General features: G+C 39.8%; 17 protein-coding genes. 12 read left to right on the top strand and 5 right to left on the bottom strand.

The window, feature by feature from the left end; all coding sequences use genetic code 11:
• Nucleotides 1-145: 145 nt before the first annotated feature.
• The 3 genes from epd to CXF72_RS00815 all read left to right on the top strand — a co-directional run bounded on the left by epd (nucleotide 146) and on the right by CXF72_RS00815 (nucleotide 3,295).
• Entirely contained in the window at nucleotides 146-1,240 is a 1,095-nt protein-coding gene (gene epd / locus CXF72_RS00825) for an erythrose-4-phosphate dehydrogenase (RefSeq protein WP_101036105.1), read from the top strand.
• Nucleotides 1,241-1,373: 133 nt separating this feature from the next.
• On the top strand, nucleotides 1,374-2,810 hold the full coding sequence (locus CXF72_RS00820) for a DUF2867 domain-containing protein (RefSeq protein ID WP_101036104.1): 1,437 nt from the start codon (nucleotides 1,374-1,376) through the stop codon (nucleotides 2,808-2,810).
• 101 nt (nucleotides 2,811-2,911) lie between these two features.
• The gene (locus tag CXF72_RS00815; RefSeq protein ID WP_101036103.1) at nucleotides 2,912-3,295 is read left to right on the top strand and encodes a septal ring lytic transglycosylase RlpA family protein; all 384 of its coding nucleotides are present in this window, start codon (nucleotides 2,912-2,914) and stop codon (nucleotides 3,293-3,295) included.
• A gap of 22 nt (nucleotides 3,296-3,317) precedes the next feature.
• On the opposite strand, the gene CXF72_RS00810 is transcribed toward CXF72_RS00815, so the two are convergent.
• The gene (locus CXF72_RS00810; RefSeq protein WP_101036102.1) at nucleotides 3,318-3,794 is read right to left on the bottom strand and encodes an LEA type 2 family protein; all 477 of its coding nucleotides are present in this window, start codon (nucleotides 3,792-3,794) and stop codon (nucleotides 3,318-3,320) included.
• Nucleotides 3,795-3,939: 145 nt separating this feature from the next.
• On the opposite strand from CXF72_RS00810, the gene CXF72_RS00805 reads away from it, so the two are divergent.
• The 3 genes from CXF72_RS00805 (at nucleotide 3,940) to CXF72_RS00795 (ending at nucleotide 6,065) form a co-directional block, all read left to right on the top strand.
• Entirely contained in the window at nucleotides 3,940-4,350 is a 411-nt protein-coding gene (locus CXF72_RS00805; RefSeq protein WP_101036101.1) for a tellurite resistance TerB family protein, read from the top strand.
• Between the two features lie 150 nt (nucleotides 4,351-4,500).
• On the top strand, nucleotides 4,501-5,787 hold the full coding sequence (locus tag CXF72_RS00800; protein WP_232784837.1) for a Bcr/CflA family multidrug efflux MFS transporter: 1,287 nt from the start codon (nucleotides 4,501-4,503) through the stop codon (nucleotides 5,785-5,787).
• Nucleotides 5,787-6,065, top strand: coding sequence for a hypothetical protein (locus CXF72_RS00795; protein ID WP_332870215.1), 279 nt, complete (start codon nucleotides 5,787-5,789; stop codon nucleotides 6,063-6,065). Before CXF72_RS00800 ends, CXF72_RS00795 begins: the two co-directional genes overlap by 1 nt.
• Before the next feature lie 9 nt (nucleotides 6,066-6,074).
• Here the strand turns inward: CXF72_RS00795 and CXF72_RS00790 are convergent, their stop codons facing one another.
• Complete coding sequence (locus CXF72_RS00790) at nucleotides 6,075-6,533, bottom strand: DUF1499 domain-containing protein (protein WP_101036100.1); 459 nt, start codon at nucleotides 6,531-6,533, stop codon at nucleotides 6,075-6,077.
• A 567-nt stretch (nucleotides 6,534-7,100) separates the two neighbouring features.
• Here CXF72_RS00790 and CXF72_RS00785 point away from each other — a divergent pair.
• Entirely contained in the window at nucleotides 7,101-7,892 is a 792-nt protein-coding gene (locus CXF72_RS00785) for a M48 family metallopeptidase (protein ID WP_101036099.1), read from the top strand.
• A 75-nt stretch (nucleotides 7,893-7,967) separates the two neighbouring features.
• Here CXF72_RS00785 and CXF72_RS00780 read toward each other — a convergent pair whose 3' ends face one another.
• Entirely contained in the window at nucleotides 7,968-8,582 is a 615-nt protein-coding gene (locus CXF72_RS00780; protein WP_101036098.1) for a YccT family protein, read from the bottom strand.
• A 478-nt stretch (nucleotides 8,583-9,060) separates the two neighbouring features.
• Here CXF72_RS00780 and CXF72_RS00775 point away from each other — a divergent pair, with 478 nt between their 5' ends.
• The 3 genes from CXF72_RS00775 (at nucleotide 9,061) to CXF72_RS00765 (ending at nucleotide 13,438) form a co-directional block, all read left to right on the top strand.
• Complete coding sequence (locus tag CXF72_RS00775) at nucleotides 9,061-11,202, top strand: MFS transporter (protein ID WP_101036097.1); 2,142 nt, start codon at nucleotides 9,061-9,063, stop codon at nucleotides 11,200-11,202.
• 478 nt (nucleotides 11,203-11,680) lie between these two features.
• Complete coding sequence (locus CXF72_RS00770; RefSeq protein WP_101036096.1) at nucleotides 11,681-12,409, top strand: sulfite exporter TauE/SafE family protein; 729 nt, start codon at nucleotides 11,681-11,683, stop codon at nucleotides 12,407-12,409.
• A gap of 291 nt (nucleotides 12,410-12,700) precedes the next feature.
• A complete protein-coding gene (locus CXF72_RS00765) occupies nucleotides 12,701-13,438 on the top strand; it encodes a dienelactone hydrolase family protein (protein ID WP_101036095.1) in 738 nt (245 codons plus the stop codon).
• A gap of 116 nt (nucleotides 13,439-13,554) precedes the next feature.
• On the opposite strand, the gene CXF72_RS00760 is transcribed toward CXF72_RS00765, so the two are convergent.
• Both CXF72_RS00760 and CXF72_RS00755 read right to left on the bottom strand, forming a co-directional pair.
• Complete coding sequence (locus tag CXF72_RS00760; RefSeq protein ID WP_101036094.1) at nucleotides 13,555-13,974, bottom strand: Hsp20/alpha crystallin family protein; 420 nt, start codon at nucleotides 13,972-13,974, stop codon at nucleotides 13,555-13,557.
• A gap of 314 nt (nucleotides 13,975-14,288) precedes the next feature.
• Nucleotides 14,289-15,590: a DEAD/DEAH box helicase gene (locus tag CXF72_RS00755; RefSeq protein WP_101036093.1), complete on the bottom strand. Its 1,302-nt coding sequence runs from the start codon at nucleotides 15,588-15,590 to the stop codon at nucleotides 14,289-14,291.
• A 241-nt stretch (nucleotides 15,591-15,831) separates the two neighbouring features.
• Between CXF72_RS00755 and CXF72_RS00750 the strand changes: the two genes are divergently transcribed.
• Both CXF72_RS00750 and CXF72_RS00740 read left to right on the top strand, forming a co-directional pair.
• Nucleotides 15,832-16,407: a nucleoside deaminase gene (locus tag CXF72_RS00750; protein ID WP_101036092.1), complete on the top strand. Its 576-nt coding sequence runs from the start codon at nucleotides 15,832-15,834 to the stop codon at nucleotides 16,405-16,407.
• 319 nt (nucleotides 16,408-16,726) lie between these two features.
• Nucleotides 16,727-17,176 (top strand): methyltransferase family protein, encoded by a 450-nt coding sequence (locus tag CXF72_RS00740; RefSeq protein WP_157823160.1) that lies wholly within the window; start codon nucleotides 16,727-16,729, stop codon nucleotides 17,174-17,176.
• Nucleotides 17,177-17,204 lie beyond the last annotated feature (28 nt).

Below are 17,204 nucleotides of genomic sequence, written 5' to 3'. Positions count from 1 at the left end.
AATTTAAAATAAATTGCTTATAGCAATGGGTCGATTGTCTTTTTCGCAGGCTGTTTCCTGCAATTAAACCCTTTAATATATTCGCTTATGCGCAAATTTATCCTACAATGGTGTTTGTTTTTTTATTGGGTGTTTTACAGTTATTATGTCAATTAGAATTGCTATTAATGGTTACGGGCGGATAGGACGCAGTGTAGTGCGTGCATTATATGAAAATAACCGTCAAGATGAGATTAAAGTTGTGGTTATTAATGAACTTGCTGAACCGTCAGCGATTGCACATTTAACCCAGTATGACTCAACCCATGGACGTTTTCCTTTTCCCGTTAACCTGCAGAATAATTGCTTAACCATTAAAAATGATGATATTCATTTAGTGCGGTTTTCTGAACTGGCTGATTTGCCATGGCATGAACACGATATAGATATAGTGTTAGATTGTACTGGTATTTACGGATCCAGAGCCGATGCCGATGCGCATATCGCAGCCGGGGCTAAAAAAGTTATTTTTTCTCATCCGGCAAATTCAGATGTAGATGCAACGGTTGTTTACGGGATAAATCATCAACAACTCACCGGCGACGAAACCTTCATCTCTGGCGCATCCTGTACCACTAATTGCATGGTGCCGGTGATCGATACACTGGATAAACACTTTGCCATTAAATGCGGGACTATTACGACTATCCATTCTGCTATGAATGATCAACCGGTGATCGATGCATATCATTCAGATCTGCGCCGTACTCGCGCCGCAAGCCAGTCTATTATTCCCGTTGATACTAAATTAGCTGCTGGGATAGAGCGTATTCTGCCTAAGTTTGCCAATAAATTTGAGGCGATTGCAGTGCGCGTACCCACCATTAACGTGACCGCGATGGATCTCAGTATTACCGTCGGTAAAGATGTCACTATTCAGGAAATTAACGATTGCCTGCTTAAGGCCTCTGAAACTAATTTACAGGATATTTTGGGCTACACCGAAGCGCCGCTGGTTTCAATTGACTTTAATCACGATCCTCGCTCTTGTATTATTGACGGCACCCAAACTCGGGTCAGTGATGGAAATTTAGTTAAATTATTAGTCTGGTGTGATAATGAATGGGGATTTGCTAATCGTTTATTAGATACCAGTTTTTATCTTGCTAATTTGGCGGCACAAAAAAGACTACAATCCACAGAGACAAACATTAGCAACAGGATAAATGATAATCTTCAGGAAAGAAGGAAAATCATCTAGTTATTCTAAATCAAAACCTGGTAAGACTTGAAAGGGAATAACCGCTCTCATTATGTGATCCCTGTGCAAGCTTCAGGCGCACCGCCTTATCTTTAATGTGTGATCATCTGCAATATAAGAAGGATGCTTATTAATGACAAAAAATATTTTGGTGGTGGGGGCCTCGGGTTATGTGGGCAGTCAACTCGTCCCGGCGCTTGCGCAGGAAGGTTATCACGTCACGGCGACAGCCCGGGATCCCGTCGTACTTGCAAAACGGAGTTGGAGCCGACGCGCTAATATTAAAATAGTGACATTAGATTTAACCCTTAATACTGATCTATCACTTATTCTGCAGGATATTGATGTTGTTTTTTATCTTGTGCATAGCATGAATTACGGCCCAAATTTTGTTGATGTTGAACTTGATAATGCTAAAAATTTCAGTGAACAGTTAAAAACCAGTCAGGTTAAACAACTTATCTATTTAGGCTCTCTGCAACCTGCTGGCAGCGATTCTAAACATTTCGTCGCACGTAAAAAAACAGGTGAGATTTTAAGAGAAAGTAATGTTATCGTCACTGAATTAAGAGCGGGCATCATTGTAGGCGCGGGCTCTGCCGTTTTTGAAGTGATGCGTGATGTGGTTTATCACCTGCCTGTTATGATCATGCCTAAGTGCATAAATTCTCACAACTCACCTATTGCCTTAAAAAATCTGCTCTATTATCTGCAGGCGTTACTAAAAATCCCTGCCACTGCGCATAAAATTTTTGATGTTGCAGGTCCTGAGTTAATTACCTATCAAAAACAGATACAAATAATTGCTAATTTGATGGGTAAGAAAGTACATATTATCCCCCTGTCAATTTTAACCCCTAAGGTTGCTGCCCTCGGATTTAAAATAATCACTTCAGTGCCAACCAATATTGCCAAAGCATTGGTGGAGGGAATGTGCTACGACTTAACGGCCGACGGATCCGATATCCAGTCTCTTATTCCGCAACCATTACTTTCTTATGAACAAGCCGTGGCGCAAACCTTAGCAAATGAACAAGAGATAATTAACAGTGATACATGGGGATTTGATCCCGATGCACTTTCTTATTGGCAGCCAGGTTACGCTTATTATCCGAAGCAAGCGGGTCATACTCTTAAAACCGATGTCAGTGCTGAATGCCTTTGGCGGCAGATTCAATTAATCGGTACCCAAGAAGGTTATTTTTATGCAAATTATTTATGGCGAATCCGAGAAGGAATAGATCACCTTGCCGGTGGCAATTCTCTAACGCGTTATCGTAGCCATCCTGACAAAATAGCATTAGGTGATAGAATTGACTCCTGGAAAGTCATTGGCCTTAAAAAGAATGAATTTTTGTCTTTATTAATGGGCATGAAAGCACCGGGATTGGGGCGACTTGAATTTAACATTGTCGATAAAGGGGCTTATCGGGAGTTAGATATACGTGCCTGGTGGCATCCTGCAGGTTTTTCAGGCTTATTATATTGGTTTGCACTGATGCCCGCACACTTATTTATCTTTAGCGGGATGACCAAAGCGATAGTGAAAAAATGTAAAGCCAAAATGTAACCTATTGAGACTCATGATTTATAATACATATTTATCACTATACTCAAAGGATAATCCATTAACTTATTGAGGCGGGGAATGTTTTTAAAGAGGCAGGAAATATGATAACACTGGGCATTAAACGATTAACTGTTGCTGTTTTCGCCATCAATATTTTCGCTTGTACGGCGGTATTATCAGAGAGCAACGCCGGGTATAAAGAAGTTGGAAAAGCTTCTTTTTATGCCAATAAATTTCAAGGTAGACTGACCGCAAGCGGTGCTGTTTTTGATCAAAATGCGAAAACAGCGGCGCATAAAAAGTTATCTTTTGGCTCAAAAGTGAGAGTCACCAATTTAAAAAATAATAAAAGTGTGGTGGTCATTATCAATGACAGAGGCCCTTTTGTAAAAGGGCGTATTATTGACTTGTCGCGCTCCGCATTCAGTCTTATTGGTTCTATCGACTCCGGTGTGATTAAAGTGCGCATTGAAGTCGTTAAATAGTTCGTCCTGTTGTTCACTTATTTTATTTAGGCAGGCTGCTTAATCCTTGTAAAAGATCTTCATTTAAGAATCCCTCTTTGTTTAGATTAAAGGCAACAAATCCCTTAGGATCTATTTTTGTTTGCAGTTGGTATTTAATCTCATTACCTGAATATTGACTTAAAGAGGTTAATAATTTAAACAGATCAAATAGATTAACAGCCGTTTGTATCTCGACGGGGGTTTCACTGTAGCCCTTTAGTGTCGGGATTTGACGGGACACACCGGATAAGATCTTTTTATCATTAATGTCCAGACGCAAAATAACGCCTTCAATATCCAAATCTTGAGCATTCGGATTTAAGACTAATAAGCGCACATTAAAACGAGGGGATAACCCCGCAGCTGTTGTAGGCTCTATATTAATTAAACTCACTTCTAAATCTTGTAACTGTTGTATGTTGGTACATCCACTTAATCCAACAACCCATAATATTGCAATAAACTTCCAGATAGACATATTAGCCATTCCATTAATAATAAATAATAATAGCAAGATAATATATATTGTATTTTACTGCTATTATTTAAAACAAGCTATTAACAATAGCTTGTTTTAAATGACACACTTTAGTGGCTGTTTCTAAATAAAAGTGAGTTACAAAATGTTGACCAAAATTCATGCTTTTTTAAATTCAATTCTAGATCAAGAGCCAGAAACATCTGCCTATGATGATACTATTGCCATTGCTTGTCTACTGTGCGAAGTCTCTCATGCTGATCAGGCAATGCAGCCGGAAGAGGTCGCTGCAATAGAAAATTCATTATGTAAGCTGCTGTCGATTGATAAAGGTAAAGCAAAAGAGTTAATTATGATCGGGAAAGAAAAAATGAAATCCGCAAATTCATTGTTTAACTTTACGTCTAAATTAAGCGTGTTAGACGGGCAATCGCGTATTAATTTAATCAGTGAAATGTGGAAGGTGGCTTATGCCGATTATCTGGATCCTATTGAAGAGGCGATTATTCGTAAGGTGGCTAAATTAATCTACGTTGAACAGGGGCTCTTTATTTAAACTAAACGGGCAGTCACTGGAATATAGATATTCAGCTGCAGACTACAACTATTATTAATCCTCATTACATCTAAAAATTCACCTCAACGATTTGATTTTTTTGTTACCTGCGAAGTGACAAAGGAGATAATAAGCGCCGTCGGGCATAAAATGATAATTCACTGTGTCAAGCGCAAAAAATTTGATAAAGGAGAGCTGGTTCATGTTATTCTAATTCTTTCATTGTCTTTTATTCCAGAGAACATTATGGATTCCTCTTCCACAACAAAATTAAGTTTTTTACTGATCGTTATTCTGGGGGGAATCACCTCTCTTACGCCCTTTGCTATCGACATGTACTTGCCTGCAATGCCGACTATTGCAAAGGAATTCGGGGTAAGTGCGGGTGCCATTCAAATTACATTAACCTCTTTTACTGCCGGATTTGCAATTGGGCAGCTATTTCATGGTCCTTTGTCAGATAGTTTCGGTCGTAAACCTATACTGCTGCTGGGTACCTTTTTCTTTGTGGTTACCGCTGTTATTAGTGCAATGACCGACAGTATTGACGCGCTGATGTGGGTACGTACCGCACAAGGTTTTGCAGGTGCCGCCGGGGCCGTTGTCGTGCAGGCTATCGTCAGAGATATGTTTGCCAAAGAAGATTTTGCTCGCACTATGTCATTTATTATATTAGTAATGACCATTGCTCCCTTGTTAGCACCCCTTGCTGGTGGTTATCTGGCCGTCTGGTTTGGTTGGCGCTCAATTTTTTGGTTACTGGCCCTTATTGCCTTTATTATGATTATCGCCTTTAGCTTAGTTATTCCTGAAACCTTAAAACCTGAAAATAAACAACCTTTTCGACTGCGTACTACGATCCGTCATTTTTATACCCTCTTTACCAGACCTCAAGCCTTTGGCTTGATTTTTACCGGGGCTTTTTCATTTGCCGGTATGTTTGCATTTTTAACCGCGGGCTCTTTTATCTATATAGAGTTATATGATGTTGCTATTACTAATGTAGGTTACTTATTTGGCTTAAATATATTGTTAATGATGGTGATGACCACATTAAATGGAAAATACGTAAAAAAATTAGGATCGCATTATCTGCTTCGTGTGGGGTTAGCTATTCAATTATTCGCAAGCCTGCTCTTAGTGTTAGCGCAGTTATTAGATTTAGGTTTATGGGGAGTCGTTTTACCCGTCATGTTATATTTTAGTACTATTTCAATGGTAGGCAGTAATAGTATCGCATTATTATTAAGCGAATACCCCGAAATGGCGGGTACGGTATCCTCGTTGGCGGGCTCTCTTAAATTTGGCACCGGTGCTTTGGTCGCTGCTGCTGTCTCTTTATTACCCGGTGACAGTGCCTGGCCGATGGTATTGATGATGGCGTTCTGCGGATTATTATCAATCCTGTTTTATACCTGCTTTGCCAAGGAAGCATAATGAAAATGAGGAAAAAGCCAGACTGTAAAACAGCAATGCTTAATATCATCACATTAGTAAAAGAATATTTTCCTTTTGAGGATTCAAATATTAATATTTGCGGGGATACTTGTGTCGGCTGCCCTAAAAAATCAATTGAATTAGTTGAAACGGAAATTATGCACTGGGAGTCGGCACTTGCATGTGGAGAAACACCCACTTTTAAAGATATTTCTGGTTTTGCAAAATTATGTAAAAATGTGCGCAGAGGACTTGTGCGTAATGGTCTGCTTTCCTGAAGCCACAGGTTACTTTACCACGCCGCGTTTAATAAGCGCGGCCCGTAATACCTCAATGCGATCATGGTTAACGCCAAAATCGGAATATCCAATACGTGAAGCTGAGTAGACAGCGATGATACCTTCGTTTGCCCGCAGTTGTAATTTCAGATCATCAACAAATGCTAATACGGCACTTCGACATTCAACCGCTAAGAAACTGTCTGTTTGTTGAATAATATTGCTGCGCGGGAGCTCCATAATAACCTCGATCACAATAGGCCATGCCTTTTCAGCTGTCGTTGCCAGTTGAAAGGGCATAATAAAATGATTTTTGTCAGCTGCATCGCTTGAAACACAATTTGGCGAATCAGGACAAGACTCGATGATTCCAGTAGTGCGGCTGCTTTGCGGCGAGTTTATTTCACTGCAGGCGCCGAGGCTTAAAAGAAGTGAAACGCTCAACAAGGCAAGGGCGGCTGTTTTCATGTTTTTATTGTCCTTATACCAAAATAACTAAAAAGGTGATCAATCTAGCTGGTTAAAATAAATTCTAACTGCGTTGTGAATTTTATTCAGAAGATCCTGTTCTTCAACACTTTGTGGCCAGCTAAGGCTGTTGAAAATGGTTTCATCGCATTTTGGGAAGTGAGAACAACTAGCGAATGCTGTTAGTATTCATTTTCCCTGTGCAACACTTCATTAATTCCTTTGTTACTATATAGAGGTAAAGATTGTTGTAAAGATTAGCGTAGCGTAATAAACCATTTTTTAAATTTTACATCGCCTGATGCTGTATTGATAACCTTACTTTAGGCTAAGGTTTACCTTCTCCTGCCTTAATGATATTTAGTTTATTGCAGAATTCATCTCCGTATTTTGCAGCGTAATAGGTTACAATTGATCGGCGAACCACTTCAAAAATTTAATCCTTTGCTTGCGGAACAGAGAGCAGAAATAACATCCTTTACAGGGTGATATTGCCGTACTGGTTTTTTACAATGGCATCAACTAGATATCCAATTAAAAATAATTATAACCAAAGGAATTGTTAATATGAAAATGATAAAGCCATTTTTATTATCGACTGTGGTTGCCGCGTCATTGGCATTGTACGGGTGCGTAAACTCCCCAACAGGTAGGCAGCAGATTTTACTCTTTTCGGGCACTGAGATGTCACAACTGGGCGCGCAGTCGTTCGAAGAGCTAAAGAAACAGGAAAAGATCAGTACGGATAAAAAAACAAATGCCTATGTACAGTGTGTAACTGGCGTAATTACCGCTCGTTTAGCACCTCAATTTAATATTACACAATGGGAAGTTGTTGTTTTTGATAGTGAACAGATTAATGCATTTGCACTGCCGGGCGGTAAAATAGGGGTTTATAGTGGTTTGCTCAAGGTGGCTGTTAATCAAGATCAATTAGCAACGGTGATCGGCCATGAAATTGGTCATGTGATGGCGAATCATAGCAACGAAAGGCTTTCTAGAAGTCAGTTAGCCAATACGGGGTTACAACTTTCGAATGTTGCTCTGGGGGGATCTGAATATAAAAATATAGCAATGGCGGGGCTTGGTTTAGGTGTGCAGTATGGGATATTAATGCCCTATGGGCGTGCGCAGGAGTCTGAGTCTGACACTATCGGATTAACGCTTATGGCTGAAGCGGGATTTGACCCACGACAAAGTGTTGATTTGTGGGTCAATATGGCCAAGGCCTCCGGTGGAAATAAGCCGCCGGAGTTATTATCCACACACCCGTCAAACGCAACGCGTATTAAAAACTTAAAGGCCCAGATAGCCGCTTTACCTGCAAGTAATGTAAAACGTCCAAATTGTAAATTGTAACTGTGTAATGGGAGTGTGGTGTCGAGATAAGAAAACCACACTCTACTTTATACTAACAGTCTACGCAGCATAATTTTATTTCATATCTTCTTCGATAAGCCAAATTCTGAACGCTTTTTTATCCGCTTTACTTGCTGAACGATACATTTTGATTAGTTGCTCCGTGGGTGCGCTGTTTGAATAATCAGAAGATTCACCCTGCGCTGTAATCGCTAAATTATCTGCCGTTGAGGGGGAGATAATGGCGTTATCTTTATTGTATTTTGCAATTAATTTTTCGATATCATGATAGGGGAAAAAACCTTCACCGAAAAGGATATTCGCATCCTTTATCATCACGCTGCTGTTTTGATTTGTTACACGCCAGCTGATACCTTTTTCCAGTGCTTTTTCAGCTTGATCATAACTGTTAAAGGTATCGACGGGGCCTACCGTTGTATTATTATCCGCTTGTATATTAAAAATATAGGGTTTACTGGTTAGCATCCCGTCTTTAGGAAAACTACTGGAATACCTGACCACTATTTGATGCAGACCCTTGGCTAATGTTAAATCTGAACTTTCTAAAATTTTATTGCTGTATTTTTGACCGTCAACAGCTAAAATTTCTACATTTCTTTCTCCCGTTAATGTTGCGGCATAACCAGATGACATCACACAAAATGTAATTAATACGACTAACAATCTCATTGAAATTCCTTTTTTTAAATACCTGCTTAATAAATACCCTTCAAGTGGACATAAAGGTGAATTTACAATTTAAAATTAAATCTAGCATTAACGTATAATTATTTATAGGGGAGTTTACAATTTAAGGGCTAAATCGAGCACTAAATTGAGAGTTATTTATGAGTGAAATATTGCCTCACGAGGCTGACCGGAAAGTTTATCTTGTAACACTATGAGGGCAGGAGGATCTCTTTTGCCCCCGGCAGACTCGAGGGTGTGTGATAATGCACTTTATAGAATACACTGTTGATTATAAACAAGTCGTCTCAGCGTTTTTATTACAGTCTCTTACCGTTTAACTTTGCCCTATATTAAACGTCATGCTAATCTTGCGTTAATGTTGTATCTATAAAACATTTAGCTTTCCTTTTTATCCCTAGTTTAATGGAAACAGCAACTGCTAATCCTCGCTAAGCTACCTACTGTAAGAGATATTTCCGTGTTAAAGACTTTAAAACCTTTCCCTTTGTTGCTACTAAGTGGTTTTTTAATCATGCTTGGAAATGGATTAAGTAATATTCTATTACCTGTTCGTATGCAGCACGATGGTGTTGATATAGGTAATATTGGTATTGTTTTATCAATGTATTCTGTCGGTTTTTTATTTGGTGCAATCTACTGCCGCCGATTATTACAACGTGTTGGTCATATCCAAACTTTTGCAATTTGTGGTAGTATGACCGCCGTCGCCATTTTATTATCAGGGCTCTATAGTGATCCCTTAGTGCTTGGTGCAATGCGCATCATAACCGGTTTTTGTATTGCCTGTACTAATGCAACACTCGATAGCTGGTTAGGCCATAGCGCCACGGAAAAAAACCGCGGAAGAATACTCGCAGTTAACCAGATTATAATAATGAGCGCATTATTTTCCGGTCAATTTTTATTAAACTTAGCACCCGTTGAAAGTACCACTTTATTTATTCTGGCTGGTATTTTATTCAGCTTTTCAATTACCCCTATTGTTATCGGCAGACACAAAGGGCCTTTTATTGAAGATAGCCAGGGCATGTCATTTTTCACTATTGTCAAACTCTCTCCCTTAGGTGTTGTATCCTGTTTTTTCTGTGGTGTTTTATACTCCGGCCTATTAAATATGTTACCCATATTTGCCAGTAATAACGGTATTCAGGGGTTTGATTTATCGATTTTTATGGGAGCCGCCATTGCGGGGGCGATCATTTTACAATTTCCAATCGCTTATTTATCTGATCATTTTGACCGAAGAAAAGTGATGTTTGGTATGGTGGCAACATTCATTGTATTTAGTATATTGATACCCTTTTTAATTTATTTAGAATGGTTCAAACTGACCTTAATGGCGCTCGCAATAACAACGGGACTTGCTGCCTGTCTTTATCCCATGAGTATTTCTGAAGCCTTTGATAAAGTAATCAAAGAACAAATATTAGCCGCAATGGGGTCATTATTGGCAATATATGCACTGGGCAGTATTTTAGGCCCCTACAGTGCTGCGATAGCAATGGAATCATTAGGCAATAATGCATTATTTGGATTTACCGTTGTTGCTGCATTTTTGTTGTTGATTTTCATCAGTATTCGTATGAAAAAATCTGAAGCTTTAGCAATTGATGATCAAGAAAGCTTTGTTATGCAGACACCAAGCGGGGCGGTTTCGGTATTGGATCCGCGTACTGTCTATACTCAATCCGAATTATCAACAAATGCAGGCGTACAAATTGCCGTTAATCTGGCCTATGAAAACCCCGCTATTGCGCTCAATATGGTTAAAGCGTTAGCACAACGGGACATTAAGAATGCCAGCCGCTTGGTTGCTGGATTAAGCCAAATAAAAGCAGTTAATATTGGTAAATTATATTCTGCGATCGTCCGTATAGCACCCTATAGAAGTATCCGCACAGCTCAAATATTAATAGATGCTGCGCCGGAAAGAGCGGAACAACTTGTTGATTGGATCATTATGCAGGATGACGATGATATGTGTAAAATTATCGTTGCCATTGCCGCTATGATGCCGGATAACGGCATTAATATTCTGCAATATGCAGCTCAAAAAATGGTCAGAAAATATCCTCTGGCGATACTGGCGATGACCGAAGAATATATTAACATACTGTCCAGCTCGTTGGATGAGATGAGACCGGTCGACAGGGTTGCAACAGATCCGCAGCAAACGGCAACAGAGCTCTATAACCGAATGCAGGATGTGTCTCCTGAACAGTCGGCTGACATCGCCATTACTATCTCTGAAGCTTTACCCGACGCCTCCTTCGATGTGGCTGAAGCTTACCTGCATAATTTATTGTTGGGTGAAGAACATCCATTTAAAAACAAAGAATCTATTCAAAAAATCCAAACTGCGATTAATTTATACATGAAAGAAGTCGCTAAAAACATACCGGAACATGCTGTCGAGGTCGCTAATACCTTTATCGAGATTGTGCCGAATGTTGCCTCAAGTGTTGTTGAAATTTTGCAAGATGTTGAACCGTACTCCGACAGTTATCTCACCCAGACAATGTCAGATAAACCGGTAGAAAGCCAGCTTAATGAAGCGCTTCAAAAAGCGGTGGAGCTACAAAACGTAGACGACATCTAAAAATAACCGCTGCGGTTATACTTTTAAAAAATGCAGCTGATACAATCTTAGCGGGTGAATATGGATATTAATTTGTTAAATCGAGTGCTGTTGAAATCAGTCAAAATGCTGAACCCGACTCTCAGACAATGTCCGAGAAACCGGTAGAAAGCCAGATTAACGACGCGCTTCAAAAAGCGGTTGAGCTACAAAATGTAGACGACACCTAAAAATGACTGCTGCGGTTATACTTTAAAAAAAGGCGGCTGATATAATCTTAGCGGGTGAATATGGATATTAATTTGTTAAATCGAGTGCTGTTGAAATCAGTCAAAATGCTGAACCCGACTCTCAGACAATGTCCGAGAAACCCGTAGAAAGCCAGATTAACGACGCGCTTCAAAAAGCGGTTGAGCTACAAAACGTAGACGACACCTAAAAATGACTGCTGCGGTTATACTTTAAAAAAAGGCGGCTGATACAATCTTAGCGAGTGAATATGGATATTAATTTATTAATTGCGATGTTATTGATTTTTTGTGGCTCTTTTATTCAAAGCGCGACAGGATTCGGCCTGGCGGTGGTCGCGGCCCCTATCTTAATTCATCTGTCTCCTGAATTTATTCCCGGCCCTATTATCATAGTGGGGCTTTTCTTAGGTATTATTAACAGCCTGAGATACCGTGCTAATATTTCATTCACCGGGCTTAAACATAGCATTATTGGGCGTATTCCAGGTACTATTGCAGGTGCGGTGTTGCTTTTTTATATCAACGTTGCACAGCTTTCATTATTATTGGGATTGACAGTGTTAATGGCTGTTGTGATTAGCTTACTGCCGATTAAATTAGAGCCGACTCCCCGTAGATTAATGATTGCAGGTTTTTTGTCGGGTCTTTTTGGCACAAGCTCTAGCATCGGCGGGCCGCCGATGGCTTTATTATTACAACACCAACAAGCTCATTTAATACGGGCTAATATGGCCGCCTTTTTTGTGGCGGGTGGGGTTATGTCATTAATTGTGCAAATCCCTATTGGTTTTATGACCCTGCATCATCTTTTTATATCTCTGCCCTTACTGCCTGCCGGTTATTTAGGCTATCGCGCCGCACATCATTTTATTGATCGTTTTTCACAACAAATTGTACGCCGAATGTCACTTGTCTTATGTACGATTTCGGGCTCCGGGGCGCTCTTCTCCGGGGTTATATCAATTTGGGGATCCTGAGTTTTTTATTGTCTGCAATAATATTAGGCGCAAGATTAAACGCTGCTCAACGGCTGAGTATATCTAGCCTATTCTCAGGGGGTATCATTTATAGATCTGCTACACCGGCGAGCGTTGTATGAGACTCTCTGCGCATCTACTTTTCGAGGCCTGTAAAGGTTAATTAAATTTTTTTATTTTAATAAGAAAATCTTGATAGGACTCGCGGTGTTTTTATAACCTTCGAAGCGCTTAATGCAGGTAATGACTCTATACTCTACAAGTCCATCTTACCTATATAAGGAGTAAAATATGCGTTTATTAATTTATCTCACCCTTGGATTCTTTCTTATGCCACTGGCCAATGCCAGCGGAGAATACATCAGCTATCAAGTTGCCGGTAAATCCTATCAGGGTTATTTTGTTAATCCATCCCCAAATGCCCCCCTTATATTGCTGATCCATGATTGGGATGGTTTGACTGATTACGAAGTCAAACGTGCCGAAATGTTGGCGGACTTAGGCTATGCCGTTTTTGCCGCCGATCTCTTTGGTGAGGGAATCAGACCCACGGAGGTTAAAGATAAAAGACAACATACGGGTGAATTATATAAAGACAGAGCGAAAATGCGTGCCTTGATGAAAGGCGCCTATGATACCGCTATTATAAAAGGTGCGCATGCTGATAATACCGTCGTGATGGGTTATTGTTTTGGCGGGGCTGCGGTATTAGAGTTAGCGCGTTCAGGGATGGATGTTAAAGGTTTTGTCACTTTTCACGGTGGATTACAAACACCGGAGGGGCAAGATTACAAAAATACTAAAGGTAAATTATTAATATTACATGGCAGTGCAGATACGGCGATTCCGATGGAACAATTTGCCTCACTGACGGAGCAATTAGAAGCAAGTGGCATCGATCATGAAATGACAACATACAGTGGTGCACCTCATGCTTTTACAGTTTTTGGTGCTGAGTCTTACCGTGAGAATGCCGATAAAAAATCGTGGAAAAGGTTTATTGAGTTTCTTGATGAGACACTGAAATGATTCATTAACCCGAACATGATGAGCTTGAGAAAGCAAAGAGGAGGGTAAAAAAAGCCAATAAAAAAAGAGGGGCGGTCGACAAAACCTAACCTCTTTTTTGTTGGCATCAATAAGTTTTATGAGATTTCAATTTTGTGAACCTCGTGACCGGTTGGTTTTGATTTAGGCGCTGTAAGTTTCAGTAAACCATTTACCAATTCGGCTTTTATTTCTTCTTCTTTAATATTTTTTCCTACATTAATGCTGCGGCTAAAGAAACCACTTCTTATTTCTTTTCTGATAACATTATCTACTTCAGATTCTTTTTCTTCATGTATTTTAGCTTCAATAGTCAATAAACCATCCTCCAGCTGGACATTGATATCCTCTTTATCTACGCCGGGCAGCTCTGCGACGAAAACGTATTGATCATCTTTTTCAATAATATCTACGCGCGGTTCAAAATAACCCTCTTTACCTTTTAGTTTGTTTAAGGAAAAGAAATCGTCGAAAACATGTTCAGGACTTAACCATTGGCTTCTTGGTACTATGTTCATAATTTCCTCCTAAAAAAATATCTCTAACACCCCGAGAAAATTATTTTCTCGATTAAAGTATAGAATAGATGCCGAAAAAATAACCTGACAGGCTAAATAAAAAATCATCTTTATTTGATTGAATATTGAATATTGAAGATATTTTTATTGTAATGTAAAACAACAAGATAGCGTCATTGCAGGTCTAATGTTATTTTGAAATAGCAATTAAATTAAAGGAGTATTAAAGAGGGAGCTGGGGCGTTAATAGTTTGTTGTTAAAAGATAAAACAGAGATGCTTAGTGCCTCTGTTTTATCTTATTATATTGTTCTCTTATCTTTGTTTTTTATTTTTGTTCTTTTCTCTGCGGAGAGCCGCCGGTGTGTTTTTGGCTCTTTGAAGCTCAAGCATTTTATTGCGCTCTTGCGTTGCTTTGTAACGACTTTTTTTCAGCGGCTTGTCACTGGATTGCTCATAATAGCCGGGCAGCGAGCTATCAATCTCATAACCAGGATACACAATGCGTTCAAACTTACGGCCAATGAGCGTTTCGATATTATCTAAAAACTGCTCATCTTTGGGGCTGACTAATGATACCGCTGTGCCACTTTTACCTGCACGCGCTGTACGGCCAATACGATGAATATAATCTTCAGCTAAAAATGGCAGATGGAAATTGACCACGTAGGGTAAATCAGGAATATCAAGGCCACGCGCTGCGACATCTGTCGCCACTAAAACACGGACACTGCCTTCGGTAAATTTTTGGATCGCTTGATTACGTGCGCCCTGGGTTTTATCTCCATGGCACACTGCCGTTTTTATTCCGTCCAGCTGTAACTCTTTTGCTAACAGATTAGCACTCTCTTTGGTGCCCGCAAAGACCAACACTTGTTTCCAGTTTTTAACCCCAATCAGCTCAGATAATAGTTCATTTTTACGGGTTTCAGATACCCAATAAACCTGTTGTTTCACTTTACCGGCAGTCGAGTTCTGCGGTGAGATTTCTAGTGTTTTCGGGGTGGTTAATATCTGTTTCGCTAAGGTTTTAACTTTATTTGAAAAAGTGGCGGAAAACATTAAAGTCTGGTGTTTTTGTTTAATCGCTTCCATCAATTTTTGTATGTCAGTTAAAAAACCCAGGTCTAACATACGATCAGCTTCATCAAGGGTAAGATACTTAATATGAGAAAGATCGACATTTCGTAAGGTTAAGTGTTCAAGCAGACGACCCGGTGTTGCAACTAATACATCAACGCCGACTTTAAGCATTTTGGTTTGTGAGTCCATACTGCGGCCACCCGAAACAACACCGGATGTTAGCGGTAAAAACTGACTGTATTCTTTTACATTCTCTGCAACTTGGGCTGCTAATTCACGCGTAGGTGTCAGTATTAAGGCTTTAATTGTTGTATTTGTTGTCGGCTTTTCATTCGCATTTTTTGCTAATATATCCAGAATAGGCAGGGTAAAAGCCGCTGTTTTACCTGTCCCTGTTTGTGCGCTTGCAAGCAGATCCGACCCGCTACGGATAATCGGAATTGCCTGCTGCTGAATCGGGGTTAAATTTTTATATCCGCAAGCTTTGACAGCTTTTAATAACTCGGCAGATAAACCTATTGCATCAACACTCATGAGATCACCATTTTTATATTTTTTTGAAAGTTTAATTGGGCGCGAGTATAACAGTTACAAAAAAAATGGACTGAATAATATGAAATATTTTCTTGGCACTTTATATGAAGCTTTGAGGAGTTATCTCTTTGATCAAAATTAACCTGTCAGGCGCTTCAGCACAACTATTATTAGCGACTTAATGAGCTGTTGGCTATCCTGAATAATAGGTGCTGGCTTAACACTGTCTTAGGAGAAATCTATGTTCCTGCAACCATTCGAAATTAGTTTTAAGTTGCCTGGCTGGATAGAAGGTTTTTCTCAACTTTATGTTTCAAGTGCCTCCTTAAAGATGCGCATGGCTTTTGTTATTTCTGCCGCGAGAAAGAATGTTGAGCAAGGGAGCGGGGGACCTTTTGCCGCAGCTGTCTTTGAGGTCGAAACAGGCAAATTGGTTTCCCTTGGGGTTAACTTAGTGACAACACAGGGGCTATCTATCCTGCACGCGGAAATAGTTGCCTTAACCGTGGCGCAAAGGAAGCTTAGCATCTATGATCTCACCGTTACTCGGCATGAATTAGTCAGCAGCGCGGAGCCCTGTGCAATGTGCTTAGGCGCTATTTCATGGTCAGGCGTGTGCCATGTTGCAACAGCCGCGACAGGTCAAGACGTCAGCGCTATTGGCTTTGATGAAGGCTCGAAACCAAACAATTGGATTAAATCATTAAACGCCAGAGGAATAAAGGTGAGTACCAATATTAAGCGCCAATCTGCCTGCTCAGTGTTACAGCTATATATTATAAACAAGGGTTGTCTTTATAACCCAGGGAAAAGTTAATAAATTCAATAGTTCGCTCTGACCTCGCAAATAGTGTCGTCAGTTATCTTGATCTGGCATTTGTACTTACAGCCTTACAGCCTTACAGCCTTACAGCCTTACAGCTTTACAGCTTTACAGCTTTACTGCCTTATTGCCTTGCAGCCTTATTGCCTTACTGCCTTACAGGGGTACATGCAGGACGTTCTGTGTTTCTCCGCAAAAATGAAACTTTGACGGATAAGCGTAAGATCAAATAGAATATCAAAATAAGGGTATGAATCTAATTCGCATAGGATCATCTTAATTATTATTTTTGATGAAACTTAAAAGGAAAAAAATGAAAATTATTGCCCCAGCTCAGGTTATCTTTCTATTTACTGTTATTGCCGGTTTCATTTTACAGTATGTTGCACCCGTTCATGTTTTTGCTTCAGGTATATTGATCTTAGTGCTTAGCGCCATCGTATTGATTGCAGGAATATTCATTGCAGGATGGGCTTTAAAAACAATGAAAACAGAAAAAGTGTCACCTAATCATTATACACACACTGCGAAGTTAATCGTCGCCGGGCCATACCAATATTCACGTAATCCGATGTATATCTCCATGATATTAATATACCTTGGCATTACTTTGCTGCTTAATAGTCTGTGGTTTTTTGTTTTATTGATCCCGATGTCAATTTTAGTTTGCCGGGGTATTATTCAACCTGAAGAGATATTTTTAGAAACCTATTTTGGTGAGGAATATAAAAACTACAAAAAAAGGGTCCGCCGCTGGTTTTGATTTTACCGGGTCAGTTATTATTTTCCTC

It is taken from the genome of Psychromonas sp. MB-3u-54 (genome assembly GCF_002836415.1).
In the GTDB taxonomy this organism is placed as follows: domain Bacteria; phylum Pseudomonadota; class Gammaproteobacteria; order Enterobacterales; family Psychromonadaceae; genus Psychromonas.
This window is presented reverse-complemented; position numbering and strand designations above follow the sequence as displayed.